The sequence below is a fragment of the Sheuella amnicola genome (assembly GCF_010499255.1).
In the GTDB taxonomy this organism is placed as follows: Bacteria; Pseudomonadota; Gammaproteobacteria; order Burkholderiales; family Burkholderiaceae_B; genus Zwartia; species Zwartia amnicola.
Window position 1 is genome coordinate 430016 of the sequence record NZ_JAAGRN010000001.1, and the last position, 24082, is coordinate 454097.

At 52.0% G+C, this 24082-nt stretch carries 24 protein-coding genes; 9 read left to right on the plus strand and 15 right to left on the minus strand.

Going from position 1 to position 24082, the window contains the following annotated elements; translation table 11 throughout:
* Window positions 1-84: 84 nt before the first annotated feature.
* On the minus strand, window positions 85-1197 hold the full coding sequence (locus G3I67_RS02105) for a TGL-type protein-glutamine gamma-glutamyltransferase (RefSeq protein WP_163651297.1): 1113 nt from the start codon (window positions 1195-1197) through the stop codon (window positions 85-87).
* Between the two features lie 164 nt (window positions 1198-1361).
* Here G3I67_RS02105 and G3I67_RS02110 point away from each other — a divergent pair, with 164 nt between their 5' ends.
* Both G3I67_RS02110 and G3I67_RS02115 read left to right on the plus strand, forming a co-directional pair.
* On the plus strand, window positions 1362-2213 hold the full coding sequence (locus G3I67_RS02110) for a class I SAM-dependent methyltransferase (RefSeq protein ID WP_163651298.1): 852 nt from the start codon (window positions 1362-1364) through the stop codon (window positions 2211-2213).
* 1 nt (window position 2214) lies between these two features.
* Window positions 2215-3075: an SDR family oxidoreductase gene (locus G3I67_RS02115; RefSeq protein WP_163651299.1), complete on the plus strand. Its 861-nt coding sequence runs from the start codon at window positions 2215-2217 to the stop codon at window positions 3073-3075.
* A gap of 19 nt (window positions 3076-3094) precedes the next feature.
* Here the strand turns inward: G3I67_RS02115 and greB are convergent, their stop codons facing one another.
* The 4 genes from greB to G3I67_RS02135 form a co-directional block, all read right to left on the minus strand.
* Window positions 3095-3652, minus strand: coding sequence for a transcription elongation factor GreB (gene greB / locus G3I67_RS02120; protein WP_163651300.1), 558 nt, complete (start codon window positions 3650-3652; stop codon window positions 3095-3097).
* A gap of 16 nt (window positions 3653-3668) precedes the next feature.
* Window positions 3669-4499: a PHP domain-containing protein gene (locus G3I67_RS02125; protein WP_163651439.1), complete on the minus strand. Its 831-nt coding sequence runs from the start codon at window positions 4497-4499 to the stop codon at window positions 3669-3671.
* Between the two features lie 7 nt (window positions 4500-4506).
* Complete coding sequence (locus G3I67_RS02130) at window positions 4507-5454, minus strand: alpha/beta fold hydrolase (RefSeq protein ID WP_163651301.1); 948 nt, start codon at window positions 5452-5454, stop codon at window positions 4507-4509.
* A 62-nt stretch (window positions 5455-5516) separates the two neighbouring features.
* A complete protein-coding gene (locus G3I67_RS02135; RefSeq protein ID WP_163651302.1) occupies window positions 5517-7979 on the minus strand; it encodes a DNA internalization-related competence protein ComEC/Rec2 in 2463 nt (820 codons plus the stop codon).
* 89 nt (window positions 7980-8068) lie between these two features.
* On the opposite strand from G3I67_RS02135, the gene G3I67_RS02140 reads away from it, so the two are divergent.
* Both G3I67_RS02140 and G3I67_RS02145 read left to right on the plus strand, forming a co-directional pair.
* Window positions 8069-9274 (plus strand): YbfB/YjiJ family MFS transporter, encoded by a 1206-nt coding sequence (locus G3I67_RS02140; RefSeq protein WP_163651303.1) that lies wholly within the window; start codon window positions 8069-8071, stop codon window positions 9272-9274.
* Complete coding sequence (locus tag G3I67_RS02145) at window positions 9271-10074, plus strand: 2-keto-4-pentenoate hydratase (protein ID WP_163651304.1); 804 nt, start codon at window positions 9271-9273, stop codon at window positions 10072-10074. The genes G3I67_RS02140 and G3I67_RS02145 overlap by 4 nt, the downstream gene beginning before the upstream one ends.
* Here the strand turns inward: G3I67_RS02145 and G3I67_RS02150 are convergent.
* From G3I67_RS02150 to G3I67_RS02160, 3 genes are read right to left on the minus strand one after another with little or no spacing between them, the layout of a single operon-like run.
* Entirely contained in the window at window positions 10044-10877 is an 834-nt protein-coding gene (locus tag G3I67_RS02150) for a TatD family hydrolase (protein ID WP_163651305.1), read from the minus strand. The genes G3I67_RS02145 and G3I67_RS02150 overlap by 31 nt on opposite strands.
* A complete protein-coding gene (locus G3I67_RS02155) occupies window positions 10867-11550 on the minus strand; it encodes an ABC transporter ATP-binding protein (protein WP_163651306.1) in 684 nt (227 codons plus the stop codon). Before G3I67_RS02155 ends, G3I67_RS02150 begins: the two co-directional genes overlap by 11 nt.
* Complete coding sequence (locus tag G3I67_RS02160) at window positions 11543-12823, minus strand: lipoprotein-releasing ABC transporter permease subunit (protein WP_163651307.1); 1281 nt, start codon at window positions 12821-12823, stop codon at window positions 11543-11545. The genes G3I67_RS02155 and G3I67_RS02160 overlap by 8 nt, the downstream gene beginning before the upstream one ends.
* Before the next feature lie 55 nt (window positions 12824-12878).
* Between G3I67_RS02160 and G3I67_RS02165 the strand changes: the two genes are divergently transcribed.
* From G3I67_RS02165 to lysS, 5 genes are all read left to right on the plus strand, one after another.
* Entirely contained in the window at window positions 12879-13799 is a 921-nt protein-coding gene (locus G3I67_RS02165) for a hypothetical protein (RefSeq protein WP_163651308.1), read from the plus strand.
* The gene (gene recJ, locus G3I67_RS02170) at window positions 13778-15490 is read left to right on the plus strand and encodes a single-stranded-DNA-specific exonuclease RecJ (protein ID WP_203583508.1); all 1713 of its coding nucleotides are present in this window, start codon (window positions 13778-13780) and stop codon (window positions 15488-15490) included. Before G3I67_RS02165 ends, recJ begins: the two co-directional genes overlap by 22 nt.
* A gap of 60 nt (window positions 15491-15550) precedes the next feature.
* Window positions 15551-16655 (plus strand): peptide chain release factor 2 gene (prfB, locus tag G3I67_RS02175; protein ID WP_163651309.1). Its coding sequence is split into 2 segments (ribosomal slippage): window positions 15551-15631 and window positions 15633-16655, totalling 1104 coding nucleotides; the frame shifts between segments, so codons are not numbered across the junction.
* A 6-nt stretch (window positions 16656-16661) separates the two neighbouring features.
* A complete protein-coding gene (locus G3I67_RS02180) occupies window positions 16662-17411 on the plus strand; it encodes an SDR family NAD(P)-dependent oxidoreductase (protein WP_163651310.1) in 750 nt (249 codons plus the stop codon).
* A gap of 2 nt (window positions 17412-17413) precedes the next feature.
* Window positions 17414-18928, plus strand: coding sequence for a lysine--tRNA ligase (lysS, locus tag G3I67_RS02185; protein WP_163651311.1), 1515 nt, complete (start codon window positions 17414-17416; stop codon window positions 18926-18928).
* 4 nt (window positions 18929-18932) lie between these two features.
* On the opposite strand, the gene G3I67_RS02190 is transcribed toward lysS, so the two are convergent.
* The 7 genes from G3I67_RS02190 to iscU all read right to left on the minus strand — a co-directional run bounded on the left by G3I67_RS02190 (window position 18933) and on the right by iscU (window position 24069).
* Window positions 18933-19700, minus strand: coding sequence for a hydroxypyruvate isomerase family protein (locus tag G3I67_RS02190; RefSeq protein ID WP_163651312.1), 768 nt, complete (start codon window positions 19698-19700; stop codon window positions 18933-18935).
* A gap of 10 nt (window positions 19701-19710) precedes the next feature.
* Complete coding sequence (locus G3I67_RS02195; protein ID WP_163651313.1) at window positions 19711-20505, minus strand: HpcH/HpaI aldolase family protein; 795 nt, start codon at window positions 20503-20505, stop codon at window positions 19711-19713.
* A gap of 113 nt (window positions 20506-20618) precedes the next feature.
* Window positions 20619-20960, minus strand: a complete 342-nt coding sequence (gene fdx / locus G3I67_RS02200) for an ISC system 2Fe-2S type ferredoxin (protein WP_163651314.1) — start codon at window positions 20958-20960, stop codon at window positions 20619-20621.
* A 10-nt stretch (window positions 20961-20970) separates the two neighbouring features.
* Window positions 20971-22830 carry a Fe-S protein assembly chaperone HscA gene (gene hscA, locus G3I67_RS02205; protein ID WP_163651315.1) on the minus strand — a complete coding sequence of 620 codons (1860 nt, stop codon included), beginning with the start codon at window positions 22828-22830 and terminating at the stop codon, window positions 20971-20973.
* Window positions 22831-22841: 11 nt separating this feature from the next.
* Window positions 22842-23351, minus strand: coding sequence for a Fe-S protein assembly co-chaperone HscB (hscB, locus tag G3I67_RS02210; protein ID WP_163651316.1), 510 nt, complete (start codon window positions 23349-23351; stop codon window positions 22842-22844).
* A 6-nt stretch (window positions 23352-23357) separates the two neighbouring features.
* Window positions 23358-23681: an iron-sulfur cluster assembly protein IscA gene (iscA, locus tag G3I67_RS02215; protein ID WP_163651317.1), complete on the minus strand. Its 324-nt coding sequence runs from the start codon at window positions 23679-23681 to the stop codon at window positions 23358-23360.
* A gap of 4 nt (window positions 23682-23685) precedes the next feature.
* On the minus strand, window positions 23686-24069 hold the full coding sequence (iscU, locus tag G3I67_RS02220; RefSeq protein WP_163651318.1) for a Fe-S cluster assembly scaffold IscU: 384 nt from the start codon (window positions 24067-24069) through the stop codon (window positions 23686-23688).
* Between the last annotated feature and the right edge of the window lie 13 nt (window positions 24070-24082).

Consider the following 24082-nt stretch of genomic DNA (forward strand, 5'->3'; position numbering starts at 1 on the left):
TCTAAAAAAAATCGAAAACTCTTTATCGCATTGTGCCTTAAGGATATGTGAGGTGCAAATCAAAAAGGACACACAAAGCTTTGTTTAAATAATTTTGACTGGTGGAATACAAATGTTTGTTGTGGAGGGATGGACCCATCTCAAGTGCTCTCGAGAGGCGTCAATGCATCCGCCCTGTTCATACACTCCGCTCGGATCTCTGAAACGAAGCATCTTTTCCAAAATAGACTCAACCTCAGCGGGACAGGATTCAGACTGAAGAACGCGCTGTTCGACAATATTTTCGTCCATGCGCAGCTCACCGGTGGGATCAACATATGCACCGTGACGCCAATGATAAATCTCCAGGCATTTGGATTGCAGCGTGAAAGGATTGTTACTTTTCCAGAAATTATTGAACAGTCCGCCGCCGATATAACAAACCCACGAGCCCTCGAATCCAATGACATCGGAAGAGTACTCATCCGGATTTTTAAACCAGACTCGATCGCCGGGGACATAAAACTGCATCGGAACCGGATTCTCAAGCGAACCATATTCAAACAACAGAACTTCATGAAACTCTTTGGACATAATAGGCCGACTCAGCCATCTGTTCTGCATCTGAACAAGCAACTCGGGATGGGTCGAGGCTAGTTCACGCGCCAAGGCGAGAGCCAATACATATTCCGATGCCCGATAGCATGAAAACGAGTAGGCACGGTCGGTATTGGGCGGATTAATTGCCTCGCTCAGTGCGTCTATGAGAGAAACTCCGGGTATAAGCGTGAACCTGGTACTTGGATCGAAATGAAAGTACTCTGTAGGACGAACTTCATCCAGTCCAGTTCCGAATGAAATTTGCGCACGTGCCGCAATACGCACGACCTGAAGCCGGGTTCGCATGGCCGCTTCAAACTCTTGCATGCTGGGAAAATGAAATTCGAAAGGACTACGCGCCATAGCCAAAACGATTTCAAGTTCGAGATCGCGGTCAGAATTCGCGCTATCAAGACGCAGTATGGAGCAAAGCTGGGTGGTATCGAATTGGGGGGTCAATGCCATCAAACGATCATTAGCGTAAACGCGGTAAGACACGCCGTCATCTGCGTTTTCAATGGAAATACGCAAATAATTGCTGGCGCCTACTTGCTCGAGATAATGAACGAGCTTCTGCCTGGTGGATTCATCTGCAATCCCATCGGCAGAGCGAACCATGAACCCGAGAGATTGATCACAGGTTTTATGGAGCAAAGGAGCGTATGCTTGTGGCTCGAATAACATGCTTAAAATTTATACTTCTCTCGGAAGTGGGGATATTATCGTTAACCCCGAAATCTGCAAAATTGATACCAAAATAATATATTTGATACTCCCTACAGATGTCAGCCAAAGCCATAACGACAGAGATTCACCCCGACCAGTCCATCGAGTTATTGAAAGCATTACATATTCTGACTCGTGACGGCAAGATGAATCAAGACAGCAGAAGGAAATTGAAACAAGTTAATCATTTGTTTCAATTTATTAAACCTATGCTGCAAGAGCTCACCGAAAACCATCCGAATTTCACCGTTGTGGATCATGGAGCGGGCAAATCCTATCTGGGGTTCATTTTGGTGGATTTATTCCTGCGCCACCATGCCCCAAAAGCACGCATGATAGGAATCGAAACCAGAGCCGAATTGATTAAAAGCTCGGAACTACTCGCAAAGAAACTGGGATTTGACCAGATGAGATTTCTGAACTTGTCCGTGTCGCAGTCCGAAACGTCCGAGACCATTCCGGATCAAGTCGATATGGTGACTGCGCTTCATGCTTGCAATACCGCCACAGATGATGCGATCCGATTCGGATTGATCAAGCAAGCGCGTTATATGGTTCTTGTGCCTTGCTGTCAGGCTGAAATTGCCGCTGTTTTGCGCAAAAACAAGGCAAAGCAACTTAAAGACCCGCTCACCGAAATCTGGCGACACCCTTTGCACACTAGAGAGTTCGGCAGCCAATTGACAAACGCATTGCGATGCCTGCAACTAGAAGCACATGGCTACCAGGTAACAGTGACCGAACTGGTCGGGTGGGAGCATTCAATGAAAAATGAACTGATCATCGCCCATAAACACGGTGGTCCCAAACAAAAGTCCATGGATCGCCTCAATGAGATTCTGGATAGACTGGGATTGGATGAACTTAAAGAACGATTTTTCTCACCTAATGTTCAGTCCGAAAATTGAAATGAACACAAAGCACCGAGTATTGATAGTAGGGTGTGGCGATCTAGGCATGAGGATTGCGACCCTGTTGCTAAAACATTCTGATGTTCAGTGCTGGGGGTTGCGTCGCAAGATACCCGACAAGTCACCGGACACCCGGTTTGAATGGATCGCGGCCGATATCAGTCACCCTGAATCGCTTGGAGCGATTCCGCAAAACGTAACGGATATTGTCTATTGCGCAGCTCCCGGCGAAAGGACTGAGCATGCCTATCGATCTGTCTACTTAAGCGGCCTGCAAGCGGTAACCCAAGTTCTCGACAAGACTGTATTGAAACGTATCGTATTTGTTTCTTCAACAGCTGTTTACGGCGATCACGGCGATGCATGGATCGACGAGAGCACGCCAACCGAACCCAAAGCATTCAATGGCCGGATCTTGCTTGAAACGGAGAAATGGCTTGAATTATTCGGCCAAGCACATCCGATGATCAAAACCATCAACGCACGCCTGTCCGGGATATATGGACCAGGACGCAATTATTTGATTGAACGTATCCGTAACGGCTTGGCTAGCGCCCCCAATGACTTAACACACTGGGTCAATCGCATCCACATTGAAGACGCAGCGTCCGCGATCGTGCATCTACTTTATTTACAGGACCCCGCCTCTTTGTATCTTGTCACAGACAGCACGCCACTGCCGATGCGAACGCTTTACGAAGAAATCGCCAAGCTAACCGGAGCGCCTACTCCGCGTGTCGGGCAACCACCTGAATCAGTCGGCAGCAAGCGATTGCGAAATCAGCGCCTGATCGATTCAGGATATGTTTTCAAATGGCCTGACAGTCGAATCGGGCATGCGGCACTGCTATCGAGCTGATCTCGACCACCAGCGCCGATTAGGCCGGATAATGCACTTCCAGAACATCGAGTTCTTCAATTCCACCCGGTGTGCGCAACGTGACGGTGTCACCTTCGCGCGCCTTGATCAAAGCACGAGCGACAGGCGAAATCCAGCTAATTTTTCCATTCAGCGGGTCCGCCTCATCCACCCCTACGATCGTAATCGTATGCTCATGACCGCTTTTATCCGAATACACAACCGTCGCGCCAAAGAAAACCTGATCCTTATTTGGCTGCGATGCAGGATCAACGACTTCGGCAAGTTCAAGTCGCTTGGTTAAAAATCGCATTCGACGATCGATTTCCCTCAAACGCTTTTTGCCATACAAATAATCGCCGTTTTCGGAGCGGTCACCGTTTGAAGCCGCCCAAGAAACAATCTGGACAATCGACGGCCGCTCTTCGGTCATCAGATGCGAGAGCTCTTGACGCAATGCTTCGTAACCGGCCGGGGTCAGATAATTACGCGTGCCAGCCGGCAAAGCTGCTGAAGATTCCGGCATGTCGTCATCGTCATCTCCTGAGTCTTGTTCTTTGACAAAGGCTTTATTCATATCCGGCTATAAATAATTAAATAAGTGATTTCCATACCGGTTTCAGATCATCCGGTAATGGCGGTAAGCTTCCCAGATCGTGTCGACTTTCTGTGGGACTATGAAAATCGGATCCACAAGAAGCCATAAAGCCGTAATCACGTGCAACCTGCGCATAATGACTGAATTGCACGGTTGAATGGCTACCGGTGATAACTTCAATCCCCAGGCCACCACAGTCTTTGAATGCATCAAAAAAAGCACCAAACTCAAGCTCGGTATAGTGATAGCGACCGGGATGTGCGATGACCGCAATGCCACCGGCAGATCGGATCCAGGAAACTGCTGTTTCAAGCTTTGCCCAACGCATTGGTTCATGAGCCGGCCCGTCATCGCTCAGATAACGATCGAATACGGTCTGTACATCGGGGCAGTACCCCTTTTCAACCAGATAGCGGGCGAAATGCGTCCTGCTGATCAATTCCGGATTGCCTGCATAGGGAAGCGCTCCTTCAAAGGCCCCGGGCATGCCAAGCCGCTCAAGATTCGCACCGATTCTACGAGCGCGATCGGCACGACCCGAGCGGGTCTGTTGCAAACCGTCCAGCAAGTTCTGATCTTGAATATCAATCCCGAGCCCGACAATATGAACCGTTCTGGCTGCCCAGGTAACCGAAATCTCGACCCCTGAAACATAGCGCATACCAAGCGCTTGGGCAGTATCGCGCGCAAGTAACTGACCGGACAGCTCATCGTGATCAGTCAAGGCCCATACTTGAACCCCGCAACCATAGGCCCGGCGCGCAATCGCATCCGGTGTCAGCACGCCGTCGGATACGGTCGAGTGGCAGTGCAAATCGACAGAGATGGTATCGCTAGATCTCATTTAAAAAGCCTTCTACGACATCGATTTGATCCTGCGCAAGAAAGGTTGGAGCATGACCAACACCGGCGAATTGGGCCGCTCTGGCCCTTGGATTTGAAGAAAGCATCTGATCCAGAGTCGACATTGATAACAGATCCGACTCTTGTCCGCGCGTGATCAGGATCGGACACTGAATCGATGCATAAGCGTGCCAGAGATATTGCTCGCCCTGCGCCGCCGAGGTTTCATCCATCGCTTTAAAAGGAACAGCCAGACCTAGATCATAGTGTTTTACCCAGTGATCACCGTGCTTGATATAGGTGAAACGAGTCAGGTGCTCCCATTGCTCCTCGGTATGAGGGCCAAAAGAGGCGGCAGTCAGCTTGACATACGTGACAGCTTGTTCAAAGGTATCGAAACGGACTGCATCGCCTACATACTGTCCAATGCGCGCCAAGGAGGCTGGTTCAAGATGCGGACCGACATCATTGAGCACGATTCGATCTAGTCTCAGTCCCGATTCGGGCAAAGCTTGCAAAGACTGTGCGGGCGTTGGGACCGATTGAGAAGACTGTGCCTGAGCAAGCGCGCCGGCAAAAGCCATACCGATCAACCCTCCCATAGAGGTACCTACCCATTGCAGTCGCTCAGGCTGAAGGCGTGCAATCAGCGTCACAATGTCGCTAACGTACTGGGGAACAGCGTAAAACAAAGGGTTATTGAGCCGATCTGACAGTCCGCGCCCAACAATATCGGGACAAATCACCCGATACTTCTTCGCTAAAACCCGAGCCAGTGCATCAAAATCCCGACCAGTTCTCGTCAATCCATGCACACAAACAACGATGTCTTTGTTCTGAGCATCCCCCCATTCATAATAGGCCATGCGGTGCAACCCGATCGGACTGGTGCAGGTCACGGTACAAAGACGAGGTTGCAACGTTGAATCGGTCGCCATGGAACAGATCTCCCTGTAAAAACAGATCTCTTATATGATGCAAATGGATTGTGTCTAGACCTTCATTGTAGTGTTTGTGAGAGATGGATAGGGTGATGCCAGTACCTCCCGTTCAAGTACCGTAAAGAACGGGCTTCAAGCCCCGCCTCTGTCGATTCGATCAAAACCGATCCATGATGATCCGTCCTCCACACTTGAGTGCCGTTGCGTTGCCAACGCTGGACAACCATCGGATCGGGATGACGAAAACGATTCAAATGACCTACCTGAGCAATGGCGTGCCTAGCACCTGACAAAGCCACAAACTTGTCGGATGATGATGTTTTGGAGCCATGATGAGGGATCAGTACAACATCAGCCGCAATATCGGCATTTTCCATTAATTTAGATTCTTGTCCGATACCGATATCACCGGGTAAAAGTGCCCGGTGATGAAGACCTTCCAATTTAAGGATGCAGCTGCGTGCATTGCTAGTCTGATTGCGTTTAATAGTGAATTCACCTGAATCGGCTGATGCTGCATCTTCAGCCGGACCATTCAGGATACTAAATACAACGCCATCCAGAGTCCAGCTTGATCGGGAATCGCATAACTGCTTTTTGATTTCACCGGCAAGTATCGAGTGCACATGATCGGGAAAATGCTTTTCGACACCCGAGGAATAAACCAGATTTCGAATGGGAAAATTCATAAGCAGACTATTCAATCCTCCCGCATGATCCAGGTCACTGTGCGACACAACCAGCCAGTCGATTTTTTTGACTCCCATTGCACGAAAAGCGGGAAGCAACACGCGCATAGTCGAATCCGAAGACCCGGATTTTTTACCGGTGTCGTACAGCACATGATGACGAGCTGTCGATATCAACACTGCAGCACCCTGCCCCACATCAAACACCCGCATCGTCCAGCCGCCTTGAATCGGTCGCTGCGGCTGCCAGGCCAACGCAGGAAGCATCAAAAACCAACCAGCCCAACGTGAAGCGATACCGGGCACTTGCATCGACCAGCACATACCGGTTAAAGCCACAAGCAGTGCGAAAACCGGAAAGGCATTGATATCCAAAACAGCCCATTTTGCCGTGGCCATCCAATTAACCGGAATCATCATCCACAACAGTGCCTCATGACCGAGCCAGGCACAACCTTGCGCCAGTAAATGCAATCCGGGAAGCGGAGCGATCAGTGCAGTCAGCAATGCTAAAGGAGTCACAACGAAAGTCATGACCGGAATCGCAATCGCATTAGCAAAAATTGAACTGAGCGATATCTGTTGAAACAGAAACGCCAAAATGGGAAACATGGCTAGCGTGATCAGCCATTGCAAGCGGCTTGCATCTTTAAGCCCGCGCAGCCACTGTCTGATATGCGATTGCGCATAAGAAGAGGCAGGCATGGATGCGATACTGAACAAAATGCCTACCGCAAAAAATGATAGCCAAAATCCGGGGGATAACACTGACCAAGGATCCATCATCACAACCAGAGCAGCCGCAGCACTTAGCACACGTGATGGAGAAAACGGAAGCCTTGCCACTACGACAAACGCGGTCACGGCCAGCATTAGAAATGTTCGCCTCGCCGGCACCCCCCAACCTGCCAACAGACAGTACAAAAACGCGACCAACATGGCTACAGCGGCAGCAACGGGCTTAGCCGGCAGACTTTCGCAGAAGTATCTTGATCTGAACCGCAGGCGCTTGAATAACCATAATGCAACCACACCACCACATGCACCTATCATGGTCACGTGCGACCCGCTGATCGAGACCAGATGCGTAATACCGGTGCGATTAAAGACATCCCAGTCGGACTGTTGGACACCATCCTGATCTCCAATGGCCAATGCGATCAAAACAGGCCCGTATCTTGCATCTTTTAAGGCGGCCTGCATCAGCGATCGAAGGTGGTGCCGGATGCGATCCACATGCATCGTAAACGTCATGCTCTCATCATCAGAAATTAATTTTGGGTGTCCCCGCACTTGTCCAATAGCGCGAATATTGCGCTGAAACATTAGTCCTTCATAGTCGAAACCCGATGGATTCATTGACCCGTGTGGTCGACGCAAAACCATCGCGGCTCGCCAAGCCTGTCCGGGCAAAATATTTTCACTTGCGGCCCTCCAGATCACCTGGATATGTTTCGGAATGCCTTGTTGCACAGGATCCAGCACTTCAGCTTGAAAAATTTGTGCAAGGTCCTTTTGCTGTGACATGGTTTTAATGCGCACATTCAGTCGTGTGACGACATTTTCGTGAACAGGATCCAGAGTATCTAACAAACGTTGATCGGCTAAATATATCGTCCAGCACATACTCAGCATCAGTGAGGCCAGTCCCAGGAGTGTCGACCTAACCCGTTTAAATCGAACAGGAGCAACCAGCTCAAGGATGGATCCGGTCAAAATAATTGCAGGCATGGCCATTGCGGCCAAAATGAGGTCGGACAACGGTGGCAAGATCCTAAGCTGATGCGTCACAAAGGCACCGGCAACAACAGTTGCCCCGATCAGACGAACCATGGATCATCACCAAAACAAAATATCTTGACAATGAACACAGCAATCTACAATCTGGGTGGGTTATTTATGTCCTGATCTTTTCTGCGTATATGCCTAGTCTTTCAACTAACGGCGAACCCACGCCAAACTGGCAGATCATTCTGATCGGCATACTTGCGCTCGCGGTCACCATGGGGGTTGGTCGCTTTGCCTTTACACCCTTAATGCCGCTCATGTTGCGCGATGAAACATTCGGTCCGGCCACAGGTGCGGAATGGGCTACGGCAAACTATGTTGGTTATCTGATCGGTGCGATCACAGCTTCCCGGTTTTCCACCCATCCCAAACTGGGTTTGGTGCTTTCCCTGCTTGGTATTACCGCGACCACCTCGGCAATCTGTTTAGTTACGCCCTCGCCGTTGTCTTTGTTATTCGGAGCCGGTATGCGACTCATATCCGGTATTTTTAGCGCCTGGACATTAGTGTGCGCTAGCGCCTGGTGTCTGGGAGAATTGTCAAAAAAAAATGCTGCCCATCTGGGAGCCTGGATCTTTACGGGCGTCGGTATCGGTATCGTTTTAGCCGGGATGTTGGCATGGCTAGGCGGACACCAGAGTGCCAAAACGCTTTGGCTAGAGCTCGGTTTGCTCGCGCTGATCGGAACCTGTTTTGTCTGGATAGGTGTTGCACGTGCCCGGCCGTCTGCAACACTTCCCGTCATGCATTCGAAAGCGGGATCGAAGACACCGATCAAACAGAACAACTTCGCAATAGTCCTTTGTTACGGCACGTTTGGCTATGGATACATTGTTCAAGCCACCTTTTTGCCGACCATGGCGCGTCAACAAATTTCGGATCCGATGATTTTCGGGTTGACTTGGCCAATTTTCGGATTGGCCGCGACCATTTCGGTATGCATTTGCGCCTACTGGCTTAAAAATTGGCCACGCCGTCGCGTGTGGGCAATAGCTCAGTTCGCAATGGCGATGGGTACATTTATGCCGATCATCACAATCGAAATTTGGGCGCTTGCCCTTTCGGCGATATTTGTCGGAGGGACTTTCATGGTAGCTACCATGGCCGGCTTACAACTTGCCCGTGAATTGACCCCGGTTAATCCGATGCCATTACTGGCAAAAATGACCATGGCGTTTGCTCTTGGACAGATCGCCGGCCCTTTACTGGTCAGATTGCTCGGAGGCGTAAATTTGAAGGGACTGGATGCGATTGTTTTCGCAAACGGTCTGGCAACTATCCTGCTGATCATGACGGCAATCTGGTTATGGCGTCAGCCTATTAAAAGGAATGATGAATGAACGATACAAAAACGCTTATGGCTGCGAAGACCCTCTGGTCCCATTGGCAAGACGGCACCACAATCGATTCACTTGCCGGGGATCTACGCCCGCTGACCAGAGCGCAAGGTTATGCTGTTCAGGCCATGCTGCCCGATGTTTCTGCCCAACAAGTCAGTGGATGGAAAATCGCGGCTACCAGCAAGGTTGGGCAAACGCACATCAACGTCACTGGACCGCTTGCCGGGCGGCTACTATCCAAACAAATATACCCACCGGGGGCAACCGTCCCCTCGTTCGGAAACAGAATGAAGGTGGCCGAACCCGAGATGGCCTTTACACTCGGGCAAAGTTTAGGCCCCCGCTCGCAACCTTACACAATGGATGATGTACTTCAAGCAGTCGCCACGCTGCACCCCGCGCTTGAAATGCCAAACTCGCGATTTGCGCAATTTACCGCAGCCGGAGAAGCACAGCTTCTTGCAGACTGTGCATGCGCACATCATTTCATGTTGGGACAGGCCGCACCCGATACGTGGCGCAATCTAGATTTGAGCCGGCAAAAGGTACATGCCAAATCGACAAAACCCGATGGAACAACTTGGACACGGGATGGTTCGGGAGAGGCCGTGTTGGGCGATCCTCGAATCGCTTTGACGTGGGTCGTAAACGAACTGACCTCTCAAGGGCTGACATTAAGTGCAGGACAGTTTTTTACGACCGGAACTTGCATGGTGCCTATCGAAATCGAACCGGGCGATCACGTACAGGCGGATTTCGGCGAACTTGGTCAGATATCGATGCGTTTCGGACTTGAGTAATCAGTCAGGACTTGACGCCATCTCGGGCATACGCGCATGGCAGCATCCCCGGTTTCCTTGATGAGGGACGCAACCGTAATTTGCCTGATATCAGCCATCACTTCCGCTATGCCTTTCACCTGGGAAGGTTCATTTCTGCGAGACTGAGTCATCCATTCAGGCGCGATGTCGGGGGCGTCCGTTTCCAGCACAAGCGATGCAAGTTCAATATCAGTCGCAAGTCGTCTAATCTGAAGCGCACGCGCATATGTCATCGCCCCACCCATGCCAAGTGCAAATCCTAGCTCGATGAATTGACGCGCCTGCTGAAAGCTGCCGTTGAAAGCATGCGCGATTCCACCACGTACCCCTGCAACGCGAAGATGTTTGAGGATCGTATCCTGAGATCGTCTGACATGTAGCAAAACAGGGAGATCGAACTCTTTGGCCAGCTTCAGCTGTGCGTCAAAAATCATCAGCTGTTTTTCTTTTGGTGCACCCGATGAAATTTCGGGAACAAAGAAATCCAGCCCAATTTCGCCGACCGCAATCAACCTAGGATCATCGATATGAGTCTTCAGGGCATCGCGCAAGCACTGCAACGCATTTTCATCTGCACGCTCGACATACATTGGGTGGATGCCAAGCGCATACGCACCTTGTGGAAACGAGTGTGCAAGCAATCGAACGGTATCGAAATTTGCTACTTCGACAGCGGGGATCAACAAACCTTGCACGCCTGAAGCTTGCGCACGCTCGATCACCTGTAGGCGATCCGAATCAAACTCGGCCGCATCCAAATGGCAATGAGTGTCAAGTAACATCGACCAATCGACCCGAGTCCATATTGAGTCTGCGATCAGCCAGGGCCGCCAACTCCGGATCGTGGGTCACGATGATGAAAGCCATGCCGCTATCCGCATTGACGCGCTTGAGCAAATCGAACATTTGATGGGCCGTATGACGATCCAGATTACCTGTGGGTTCGTCGGCAAGCACGCATGCGGGACGCGCAACCAACGCGCGAGCGAGTGCTACTCTTTGGCGCTCGCCGCCGGACAACTGGCCGGGAAAATGCGTCTTTCGTTCGGACAATCCCACTTGGTCAAGAACCTGCACCGCCTGTTTACGCGCAGAACGTCGCGTCTCTCGACGCACAATCAGTGGCATGGCCACATTGTCTATAGCCGAAAACTCCGGCAGCAAGTGATGAAACTGATAGACAAAACCTAACGTCCTGTTACGAAGGCGACTTCTTGCGGCTTCATTCAAACCATCCGTCGAATGCCCGCCCACCTTGATGGAGCCTGAAGTCGGCAAGTCCAGCAAGCCTAAAATATGCAACAGCGTGCTTTTACCTGAACCGGAAGCGCCGATAATGGCGACCATTTCCCCGGGTGAAACGGACAGATTGATGTCTTTGAGAACATCGATACGTTGCGCACCCTCTTCGTAGTGCTTGAAAACATTCGATGCTTGAAGCGCGAACTCAGTCATGGCGTAAGACCTGGGCAGGTTGCAATCGGGATGCGCGCCAACTGGGATAAAGTGTCGCAACCAGAGACATGATCAGGGAGGTGACTCCGATCGTGACAATATCTGAGGTCCGGGGATCGGAGGGCAATGTGCTGATGAAATAAATTTCACGTGGCAGAAACTGCGCACCAATGATTCGTTCTATCGCAGGCACGATGACATCAATGTTGAATGCAATTGCCATGCCGCCCAGCACGCCCGCCAAGGTGCCAACCACGCCGATCATGGCACCTTGAACGAGAAAAATGCGTGCAATCTCACCTGGGGTCGAACCGAAACTTCTCAAAATGGCAATATCGGACTGCTTATCCTTAACCGCCATGACGAGTGACGAAAGCAAGTTGAATGCCGCCACGGCAACAATCAGGGCCAATATGAGAAACATCATGCGCTTTTCAGTCTGGACAGCGGCAAACCAGGTACGGTTATTGCGAGACCAGTCTGCAACCAGCATATTGGATGGCAAGGTTCTGCCAATCGCACGAGCGATTTCCGGAGCGCGATGCATATCATCGACACGCAAGCGCACGCCTGCGTTTCCGGTGTCGCGAAACAATTTGGACGCATCGGTCGCATCGACAAATGCCAGCGTCGAATCATATTCATAATGACCGGATCGATAGGTCCCAACCAAGGTGAATTGGCGCATACGGGGCGTAAAGCCGGCAGGACCAACATTGGCTTGAGGCGCAAGCATCATGACGGTATCACCCTTGCGAACACCAAGTAAATCGGCCAGCTCTTGCCCCAGCACGATACCGAATGAGCCAGGCTTGAGATCGGTCAGCTTGCCGGATTGCATCTGCCTTGGCAGGTCAGAAACGCCGCCCTCGGTACCCGGGTCGATTCCCTTGACTTGAATGCCCCGCAAGTCCTGACCACGCATCAACATGCCTTGCGCAGCGACAAAAGGAGCCGTTGCTTTGACCGATGGGTTTTCTTCGACGCGCTGGGCAACTGACTTCCACTGCTGGATCGTCTGCTCGGGATCCTGTCCGGTAACGAAGATTTCGACATGCGGCAGAACCGATAGCATGCGATCGCGCACATCCTTTTGGAATCCGTTCATGACCGACAAAACCACAATTAATGCGGCTACACCAAGCGCAATACCGGCCATCGAGGTTGCGGCCACGAAGGAGACAAAGCGATCTCCTCTGCCCTTACGCGCACGCAGGCTGCCTATTCCCGCATAACGGGCGCCGATCCAGAGTTCATATGGTAGTTTAAGCACATCGGCATTATTGCATCAAAGCGTACGGATTTCACGTCACACTACAATGGCGAACATGCAAATAATCATCCCGGGAGCACTGCCTCCCTCCCCTGTGGCCACTGAATTGATCGGGCATCTCGAAAAGGCATGTCCCGAGCTGGTGGCCTGTTTCAATTCCATGTCTGCCACCCGCATCGAAATGCCGGTGGAAACGCTAGGATGTACGCCTTATGAGGCAGTCATGCTTCGACAATTGGGCTATCAGGGAGACCTCGGGCACAAAATCGGGGCGGGACTTGCCCCGCTTCGCGCAGGGGCTACGCAAAATGAAGATTCGGTTCTGATTGCCGAGTTATGCAATATCGACATTGGCACCAACGGGGCACAAATCACGCATCCGGCTACGCTGAATATCTCTCAAGACGAAGCCGATGCCCTATTCGATGCAGTCAGTGGGCTTTGGGAAGGTAGCTCGTTATCAATTTTGCCCGTTGGCTTAAATCGCTGGCGAGTCTGGATATCGAATATGGATGCCTTTGACTCGATTTCTCCGCATGCGCTTCACGGATTGGCCTTGAGGGACTGGCTCCCCCAAGATGAATTCCTCAAGCCCTGGCGAAGACTTCTCAACGAAATTCAAACTGTCTGGCACGATCATCCCGTTAATCAGGCACGCGCAGATCGACAAGAACTTCCTGTCAATAGCTTATGGTTATATGGGGGGGCACGTGGTTGGAAACCAAATCGATCCGACCATGCATCGATGGTATTTGAAGATCTGCTTTTACCCCACGCTTTAGAAGACTGGGCAGCCTGGTTGAAAGCTATGCCCCGCCTGACTGAGTTTTTACGCCAGGCTCCGACACAAGTTGACATGACTCTGCTCGGCGATCAGCACGCAATTGAACTTGCACCGATCAACCGCGCCTGGTGGCAACGCCTTTGGCCTGCGCGTCAGCAAAACTGGAAATCATGGTGGAATCTCCAAAGTTAAGCATCCGTTCGCCCAATTTGGCTCACGCCCAAAGACTCGAAGCAAGCGGCATACATCCTTTGCTTGCGCGCCTTTGGGCTGCGCGAGGCGTCATGAGTCAAGACGATATCAAACTTGAATGGCCTGCATTATTGGCTCCCAAAGGCTTGACACAGGTTGAGCATGCTGCCGCGTTACTTGCCGATGCGATTGCGGCAAATAAACGCATGTTAATCGTCGCGGATTATGACTGCGATGGCGCCACAGCTTGCGCGGTTGGCTTGCGCGCACTTCGCGCGATGGGCGCGGACGTCGACTTTCTGGTTCCGAATCGTTTCGAAACCGGCTATGGCTTATCGCCGGCCGTGATCGATCTAGCCTGTCTGCATCCAAAGGGAAAACCGGATCTGATTATCACCGTGGACAACGGAATCGCCAGCGTAGAAGGCGTAGCGCAAGCTAATGCTATGGGAATCGGTGTCATCGTGACAGATCACCACCTACCCGGTGATGTCCTGCCCGATGCGCTGGCCATTGTGAACCCTAATCAGCCGGGATGCGGATTTCCTTCAAAAAATCTTGCCGGTGTCGGTGTCATCTTTTATTTGATGCTGGCCTTGCGTGCGGAACTCCGACAGCGCGCCATCATTCCGGCTGACGGTGGTCCCAGACTGGATGCCCTTGCGGACCTGGTTGCCCTGGGAACGGTTGCCGATGTCGTCAAGCTTGATCCTAACAATCGATTGTTGGTGACACGCGGCCTGGACAGAGTTCGACGCGGTTTGATGCAACCCGGCATTCGGGCGCTATTCGCTGTAGCTAGCCGCGATCCAATGACAGCCAGTGCAATGGATTTCGGCTTTGCGATCGGCCCGCGCATTAACGCCGCCGGTCGACTGACAGATATGAGTCTTGGCATACGATGCCTCACGACTGACGATGACACACAAGCTCTGGAACTCGCCCGGGAGCTGGATTCGATTAACCGTGAACGGCGTCAAATCGAAACCGTCATGAAAGAACAGGCACTTGTGGCCACAAGGGATATCGAAGCCGGGTCCATCGGAGCCTCGGTTTGCGTGTTCCATCCCGATTGGCATCAAGGAGTCGTCGGACTTGTCGCCTCACGCCTGAAAGAAAAGTACTTCAGGCCCACTATTGCCTTTGCGCCCGCAGGCGACGATGAAATCAGGGGGTCGGGAAGATCGATTCCGGACGTGCATTTGCGCGATGTGCTGGATTTGATCTCCAAACGTCATCCCGGCCTGATTAGAAAATTCGGCGGACACGCCATGGCGGCTGGTTTAACCTTGGCACAAAATGATTTTGAGAGATTTCAACCGGCATTCGAATCTGCGGTAATTGAACTCACCGGAAGTAACAGTTTCGAGCCATTGATCGAAACCGACGGATCTCTTGAATCAGGCTATGCCAACGCGCAGGTTGCCGCCATGCTGCAGAAAGAGGTCTGGGGGGCCGGATTTCCCGCACCACTGTTCATGGACGACTTTCGCATCAAAAGTCAAAGACTTGTTGGAGAAAAACATCTAAAGCTATCCTTAGAGCGAGGGCATCAACGATTCGACGCCATCTGGTTCGGACATACGGAAAGCCTTCCCGAGTTCATTCGCGCCGTATACAAGCTTGAACAAAATGTCTGGAATGGAATGGTTTCTGTTCAGTTGGTCATCGAATACGCGTGTGCGACCTGAATCCACATGAAGAGTCCGTTAAAATGCTCTGTTAACTCAGCAATTACCGGATATTGACAGATGGAAGCCGAACGCCAGAACCAGATCGCCTCACGCCTTGCCGACTATGCGGGTCGGGAAGCCGCACTTCGGGGGTATCTTTGACTACGATGCCAAGTCAGAGCGACTGCATGTAGTAAACGCCGAACTGGAGGATCCCAAAGTTTGGGATGATCCAAAGCATGCCCAGGATCTGGGCCGTGAAAAAAAGAACCTTGAAAACGTCGTCACAACACTGACAGAACTAGCCCAATCGATTGCCGACTCACGGGAACTCTTCGAGTTGGCAGCAGCGGATTCGGATGACGCGACCCTGGAAGCCATCGAAGCTGATGCGCAATCTTTTCAGCAAATTCTCGAAGGCATGGAATTTCGGAGAATGTTCTCCAATCCTGCCGATCCCCTAAACTGCTTTTTGGATATCCAGGCCGGTGCCGGCGGAACTGAAGCCCAAGACTGGGCATCCATGCTGTTGCGTCAATATTTACGCTATGCCGAACGCAAGGGTTTCAAGACCGAGGTCCTGGAAGAATCCGAAGGCGAAGTTGCAGGATTGAAGTCCGCCACCATCAAAATCGAAGGCGAATATGCCTTTGGTTTCCTGCGTACAGAAAGCGGAGTGCATCGTCTTGTGCGTAAAAGCCCCTTTGATTCATCAGGCGGTCGTCACACCTCGTTTGCCAGCGTATTCGTCTACCCCGAAGTGGATGATTCCATTGAAATCGATATTAATCCCGCAGATTTGAGAATCGACACCTATCGCGCAAGCGGCGCCGGTGGCCAGCACATCAACAAAACAGATTCTGCCGTTCGAATCACGCACATTCCGACCAACATCGTCGTTCAGTGCCAAAACGATCGCTCGCAGCATCGCAACCGGGCCGAAGCCATGCAAATGTTGAAATCCCGACTCTACGAGCTCGAGATGCGCAACCGCATGGCGGAACAACAAAAAATGGAAGATGCCAAGACCGACGTGGGTTGGGGTCATCAAATACGTTCATATGTTTTAGACCAGAGCCGCATCAAGGATTTGAGAACAAACGTCGAAATTTCCAACACCCAGAAAGTGCTGGACGGCGATCTCGATCCGTTTATTCAGGAAAGCCTTAAACAAGGTATCTAAATCAAGATGACAAACAAACTGACTATCCTGAGTGGAACGACGCGCGGACTCGGTGCCGCGATGGCCGCGCAATTGATATCGAATCCCGGCCACCTTGTCACCCTGTCAAGAAAACCATCCGAATCTCTTGCGCAACTGGCGCATGAGCATCGCAAGCAACTGACTCAGATCGAAGTCGACTTAAGCGTGACCGCAGATGTCGAACGTGCGGCTGAGCAGGTGAAAGATTTGATCGGCAAACAAGATTCTTTGCGCGTGATCCACAACGCGGGTGTAGTCACTCCAATCGCGCAGGCACAAAACTTCAAAGACTTGCACAAGATCAACACCGCATTTCAGATCAATATCACTGCGCCGATTTTCTTGACTGCTCATATCCTCTCGGCAAGTGCACACATCCATGATCGTCGCATCATGCTGATTTCATCAGGCGCCGGTCGGAGCCCAACCTCTGGCTGGGGCGTATATTGCGCAACCAAAGCCGCCATGGATCGCTATGCGGAGTGCGCACAGCTTGATCTGGCCAATAGCGCACGAATCGTTTCCATGGCGCCAGGGCTAGTTGATACCCCAATGCAAGCCGTCATCCGATCAAGCGATATCGCGGAATTTCCGGCGCTTGAGCGTTTTGTTGGATTTCATCAGCAACATCAACTGGTATCTCCCGAAGATGTTGCCAAACGATTGCTCACAGTTTTCGAAAGCGAAGCCTTTGGTGCAAAAACAATCGACGACATTCGTCAACACACTTTCTGATCATGACTGAATCGCATACACCCCAACAAGACGAAAACCACCTTATCGCGGAACGCCGCCACAAGCTCGCCACAATCCGCACCCAAGGCGTAGCGTTTCCGAATGACTTCAAGCCCAAAGATCGTGCTCAGGCGTTACACGATGCGTTCGGTCAGGACGATCAAGCGACATTAGCTCAAGCGGCTCATCCCGCTAGCATAGCGGGACGCATGATGCTCAAACGCGTCATGGGTAAAGCCAGTTTTGCCACTTTGCAAGACAGCACCGGTCGGATTCAGATTTATCTGGACCGCAACACGTTGGGCGAAGAAGTCTACGACTCCTTTAAACAGTGGGATATCGGTGACATCGTTGCCGTGATCGGTACGGTATTCAAAACCAACAAGGGTGAGTTGTCCGTGCATGCAACACAGGCACGCGTGCTAGCCAAATCGCTGCGCCCTCTTCCCGATAAATTCCATGGCATCGCCGATCAGGAGTTGCGCTACCGCCAACGCTATGTCGATCTGATCATGACCGAACAGACCCGCCATACATTTGCCGCACGTAGTAAAGCGATTGGCGCTATTCGACAGGTCATGCTCAATGCCGGCTTTCTTGAAGTCGAAACCCCGATGTTGCATGCGATTCCGGGAGGAGCTGCCGCCAAACCGTTCGAAACGCACCACAATGCGCTGGACATGGAAATGTTCTTGCGTATCGCACCCGAACTCTATCTGAAACGGCTGATCGTAGGCGGATTCGAGCGGGTGTTCGAAATCAATCGGAACTTTCGCAACGAAGGTGTCAGCCCCCGTCATAATCCCGAATTCACGATGATGGAGTTTTATGCAGCCTACACGGATTATCAATGGCTCATGGACTTCACGGAAGAGATTATCCGCACGGCCGCCATTCATGCCACAGGTAGCGCAAAGCTGACGTACCAAGGGCGCGAACTCGACTTGTCAGCGCCCTTCCATCGCAGAACAATCGTTCAATCGATTCTCGAGCACGTTCCGGAATATACCGAGCAACAGCTCGGCGACATCGATTTCGTGCGCAGTCAGCTTAAAAAGCATGGTGTTGATTTGAATGCGCCGAACCTGGCACGAGCCGGACTAGGCGCACTGCAGTTGGCGCTCTTCGAAGAAACCGCCGAATCCAAGCTATGGCATCCGACCTACATCATCGACTACCCGATTGAAGTGTCGCCTCTTGCGCGCGAATCCGATACGCGTCCGGGCATTACCGAGCGCTACGAGCTGTTCATTACCGGTCGCGAAATCGCCAATGGCTTCTCCGAACTCAACGACCCTGAAGATCAAGCCGCTCGATTCCATGCGCAAGTGCAAGCCAAGGATGCGGGTGACGAGGAAGCGATGTATTTCGATGCGGACTATATACGTGCGCTCGAATATGGCATGCCGCCAACCGGAGGCTGTGGCATCGGAATCGATCGCCTGATCATGCTGCTCACTGACAGCCCTAGCATACGTGACGTGATTCTGTTCCCGCACCTGCGCAAAGAAGACTGATCAACTAAGCGCGGTACGCTTTCATCCAGTCAAGCCCGGCCTCAACAGAGGCGCGTGGCTTGTACTCGGCACCGATCCAGGACTGATATCCCAATCGGTCGATCGCATCGATCACCACCCGATAATTAACTTCACCCTCGTCAGGCTCTGCCCGGGTAGGTACAGCGGCAATCTGAATATGCCCGATATGCGGCATGTACTTCGCCAGCTTGGTGAGGATATCGCCCTCAGCCACACCGACGTGATACACATCGAACATCAGCTTGACGTTATCGCAACCCGTCTGTTCTCGAATCGCATTCGATTGGGCCTGAGTCGAATAGAAGTAACCGGGTTTGTCTCGCGGGTTGATGGCCTCAAGCAACAACGTGAAGCCGGCAGGTACCTGCTTGGACGCCCATTGCAAATTATTCACCATTGTCCGAATCGAGTCGGCATTCTGTTCGACCACACCGGGCATGACATGCATTGCACAGGCTCCGGCAGTCAGGCACCATTGGAGCGATGATTCGAAGGTGGACTTGAAATCCTGTTCGCGACCGGGCAAGGCGGCCAAACCGGACTCTCCGATTTGCGTATTGCCCAATGGAGTATTTGCCGCAAGCAATTTCAGTCCTAGACGCTGACAAGCATCGCGAACGGACTGGGCGGGTGTGTCATACGGCCAATGCAACTCGATCGCCGTAAACCCGCTTTTGGCAGCCAATTCAATCCGATCAAGCAACGGTTTGTCGGACCAGAGAAAACCCAGGTTAGCGGAAAATCGAGCCATGCCTCAATCCTTAATAACCGTTACCGGCAGCACTTGCAGGAAGGGTCACGCCGCGAATCGCCGCAATCGCAGCTTTTGCCGCTGTAGACAACAAGGCGGCTTCATTACCCGGCGTCACCATTTGAAATCCTTCCTTAACCCGTCGCGCCGCAGCATCGCCAGAAGAGCAGAATATTCCGGCAATCTTGCCGTGCGCCTTGGCACGTTCGCGAATATGGGCTACAGCTTGAATCACGACCGGATCATCGGATTCAGATTTAGGCTGAGAGCCCAGCGCAAGCGCAAGATCGTTCGGGCCGATATAGATTCCATCCAGACCTTCTAGCGACAGGATCTTGTCCAGATTATCCAAACCAGCCTGTGTTTCGATCATTCCCAACGTCATGATTTCACGGTCTGCGCCGGAGTAATAATCTGCGCCACCGTAGAGCAATGCACGGGCCGGACCGAAAGAACGCTGACCTTTGGGAGGGTAACGACAGGATGAAACAAAACTCGCAGCATCATCGACCGTCGAAATCATCGGACAGATGATTCCGTATGCGCCGCTATCAAGCAATTTCATGATCTGGGCGGGGTCATTCCATGGTACACGGGCAAGCGGAACGGCAGACGTGGAAGACAAAGCCTGAAACATGGGCAAGGCCGCGTCCATGCCAATCATGCCGTGTTGAAGGTCGACTGTGACGGAGTCAAAGCCCTGGTGCCCCATGACCTCGGCGGAATAGGATGAGGGTATAGCCAGCCAGCCATTGATGACGGATTCACCGGCTGCCAGTTTCTTGCGGATTGCGTTTTCTCTCACGGCAATTGTCTCCTGAATAATTCGAAAAGGTCCCGTGCCGGGACGAGCTTAAGATACTGCAACTTTAACAGGCTGCAAGCATACTTCGCGCCCTCAAGGATTTCAGCGATGGATTAGTGATTTTCTTTGGCGTGATTAATGGTGTAGCGCGGGATCTCAATGACAAGATCAGCGTTCGCCACTTTTGCCTGGCATGACAGGCGAGAATTTGTCGACAGCCCCCACGCCCGGTCAAGCAAGTCTTCTTCGGCGTCCGTGGCCTCTTCAAGTGAATTGAAACCTTCTTTCACTAAAACATGGCATGTCGTGCAGGCACAAGAAAGTTCGCACGCATGCTCGATTTCAACGTGATTATCCAGAAGAACACGGCAAATCGATTGACCCTGCGGGGCGTTTTCGATCACGGTACCTTGCGGACAAACTTCGGGATGAGGTAGAACGGTGATTTTGGGCATGACTTGTTGATTAACCAAGGTCGTTAAGAGATTTACCGGTCAGTGCGGCTCGGATACTGCGATCCATACGGCGAGCAGCGAAATCATCAGTTGCAGCAGACAACGCCTTGATGGCGGAACGAATCGAATCAATATCATCCGATTCTATCGCACGGGCTGTTGTCTGAATCTGCTGTTCGATTCTTGTTTGCTCGGCGGCGCTTAACAAATCAGCATCTGCGGCCAATGCGGCCTGTACGGATTCGATCAACTGAGCGGCATCAACCTGTTGCTCGCGCAGCATACGCATGCGCGCATCCTGATCGGCCTGAGACATGCCTTCGGACAGCATGCGCGAAATCTCGTCATCGCTCAAACCATAGGAAGGTTTAACAGTGACCGAGGCCTCGATGCCCGACCCCGTCTCTCTTGCCGACACACTGAGCAAACCATCGGCGTCGACCTGAAACGTCACGCGTATGCGCGCAGCGCCTGCAACCATGGGAGGAATTCCGCGCAACTCGAAACGCGCAAGCGACCGGCAATCCGAAACCAGATCACGCTCTCCTTGCACAACATGGATGGCTAAGGCAGTCTGTCCGTCTTTAAATGTCGTGAATTCCTGGGCACGCGCGACCGGAATCGTACTATTGCGGGGAATGATATGTTCAACCAGGCCACCCATTGTTTCCATGCCTAGTGTCAAAGGTGTCACATCAAGCAGCAACCAGTCTTCGCCGGGATTGCGGTTACCCGCAAGCAGATTAGCCTGCAAGGCCGCTCCCAGAGCGACCACCTGATCAGGATCCTGATCCGTCAACGGTTTTGTTTTGAAATAGTCTTGCACCGATTGCCTCACAATCGGCATGCGAGTCGCACCACCCACCATCACGACGCCTTTGATATCGCCTATGGCAAGCGCTGCGTCCTTCAACGCACGGGATGCGCAAGTGATTGTTTTAGCAATCAGTGGGCGAGCCAAATCCTCGAACTCGGGACGGGATAGCGCCAGGTCAATCTTACGATCGGAAAGCTGTACCGACCCTTCAGCTGTCAAAGCATCAGTCAAAGACTCTCTAATGCGTTTGCATGCGCTGAGCAAAGCGCGTCTATCCGCATGAGACAGGGCCCCCAAACCAAGCTTTATGACGGCCCAATCCGCAATCGCGGCATCAAAATCATCGCCGCCAAGCGCAGTGTCTCCCCCAGTGGCAACGACTTCGAATACACCACGCGACAATCTGAGCAAAGACACATCAAAAGTGCCACCACCAAGATCGTAAACGGCATATACGCCTTCGGATGCGTTATCAAGTCCATAGGCAATAGCTGCTGCAGTCGGCTCGTTGAGCAGACGCAAAACATTCAAACCAGCCAATCTGGCGGCATCGCGCGTTGCTTGTCTCTGGGCGTCATCGAAATAGGCCGGAACGGTAATCACGGCCCCGACCAACGTGTCGCCCAAAATACCCTCGGCGAGAAATCGCAGCTTGCTCAAAATATGTGAGGCTACTTCGACAGGAGACAAATCGGCGTAACGGGTATTTATTTTGACTGATTGGGCATCCTGGACAAAATGGTATGGCATCCCGCTTGCCATCGCATCGTCATAGGACTTTCCCATCAGACGCTTGATTGAAACAAGCGTATCGAGGGGATGGTCAGCTTGCATCGCAAGCGCCTCGTAGCCGACGAGGGGCTGGCCCGACTGGTCAACAAAAACAGCCGAAGGCACGAGCGCCCTGTCCTGCTCGTCTGTCAGCACCTCGGCCACACTGCTGCGTACCGAAGCGACTAACGAATGTGTCGTACCCAAATCAATACCGACCGCTAATCGACGCTGATGCGGCGCAGGCGATTCACCGGGTTCTGAAATCTGCAATAAGGCCATGAAAGTGAGCTTTATGTTTCAATTGCGCGCAGTTGCGCGATCAGCTTGTCCAGAAACATCCACTCGCGGATGCGGACAGCGGCCTCTAGATAATTTTTGGCATCGAGCAAATGCTCAACCTGACTGATCAAGTCCGTCAAGGACTGGTGCAGTTCGGCCTCGAACGCCGCTAGTTCGGCAGCATTCGGACTGGCTTGAATCGATTCCAATTGTTCGTGCCATTCCATTTGCTGCATCAGGAATGCGGGCGACATCGCCGTGTTGGTTTCAACCTGCAGATCGATGCCCGCAAGCTCGCACAGGTAACGCGCGCGCAACAATGGACTTTTCAGAACGCGATAAGCTTCATTGACTCGCGAACTCCATTGCATCGCCACGCGCTTCTCGGCTGGGGACGCGGTTGCAAACCGGTCAGGATGCACGGCTAGGGACGCACGTTTCCAAGCCGATTCAAGATCGACCGGAGCAACCGCAAACGCACATGGCAAACCCAGCAGGCTGAAGTAATCTTGTTCGCTCACGACACATTAAACCGTGAACGACTCACCACAGCCGCAGGTAGCTTTTTCGTTCGGATTACGAAACTTGAAGCCTTCGTTCAAACCTTCGCGTGCATAGTCAAGCTCGGTACCATCCAGATAAGACAAGCTTTTAGGATCTACAAACACCTTTACGCCAAAGCTCTCGAAAATATGATCTTCGGCTGCCTGTTCATCCACATATTCGAGTTTGTATGCCATACCCGAACAACCTGTTGTACGAACACCCAAACGCAGACCTATTCCACTTCCGCGTTTTTGCAGATATTTGCCGATGTGCTCGGCGGCTTGAGATGTCAAAGTAACTGCCATTTGATTAACCTGCGTGTTTGTTCTTGTAATCTTCGACTGCGGCTTTGATTGCGTCTTCGGCAAGGATCGAACAATGAATCTTAACCGGAGGCAAGGCGAGCTCTTCAGCGATCTGGGTATTGCGAATATTCAAGGCCTCGTCCAGGGTCTTACCCTTCACCCATTCTGTGACAAGCGAACTTGAAGCGATGGCTGAACCACAACCATACGTTTTAAAGCGCGCATCTTCAATGATGCCGTTGTCATTCACGCGAATCTGCAATTTCATCACATCGCCGCAAGCGGGCGCACCAACCATTCCGGTGCCAACCTGGTCGTCACCCTTATCAAAGGTTCCAACGTTACGGGGATTTTCATAGTGGTCAAGAACTTTGTCGCTGTAAGCCATGATATTTCTCCAA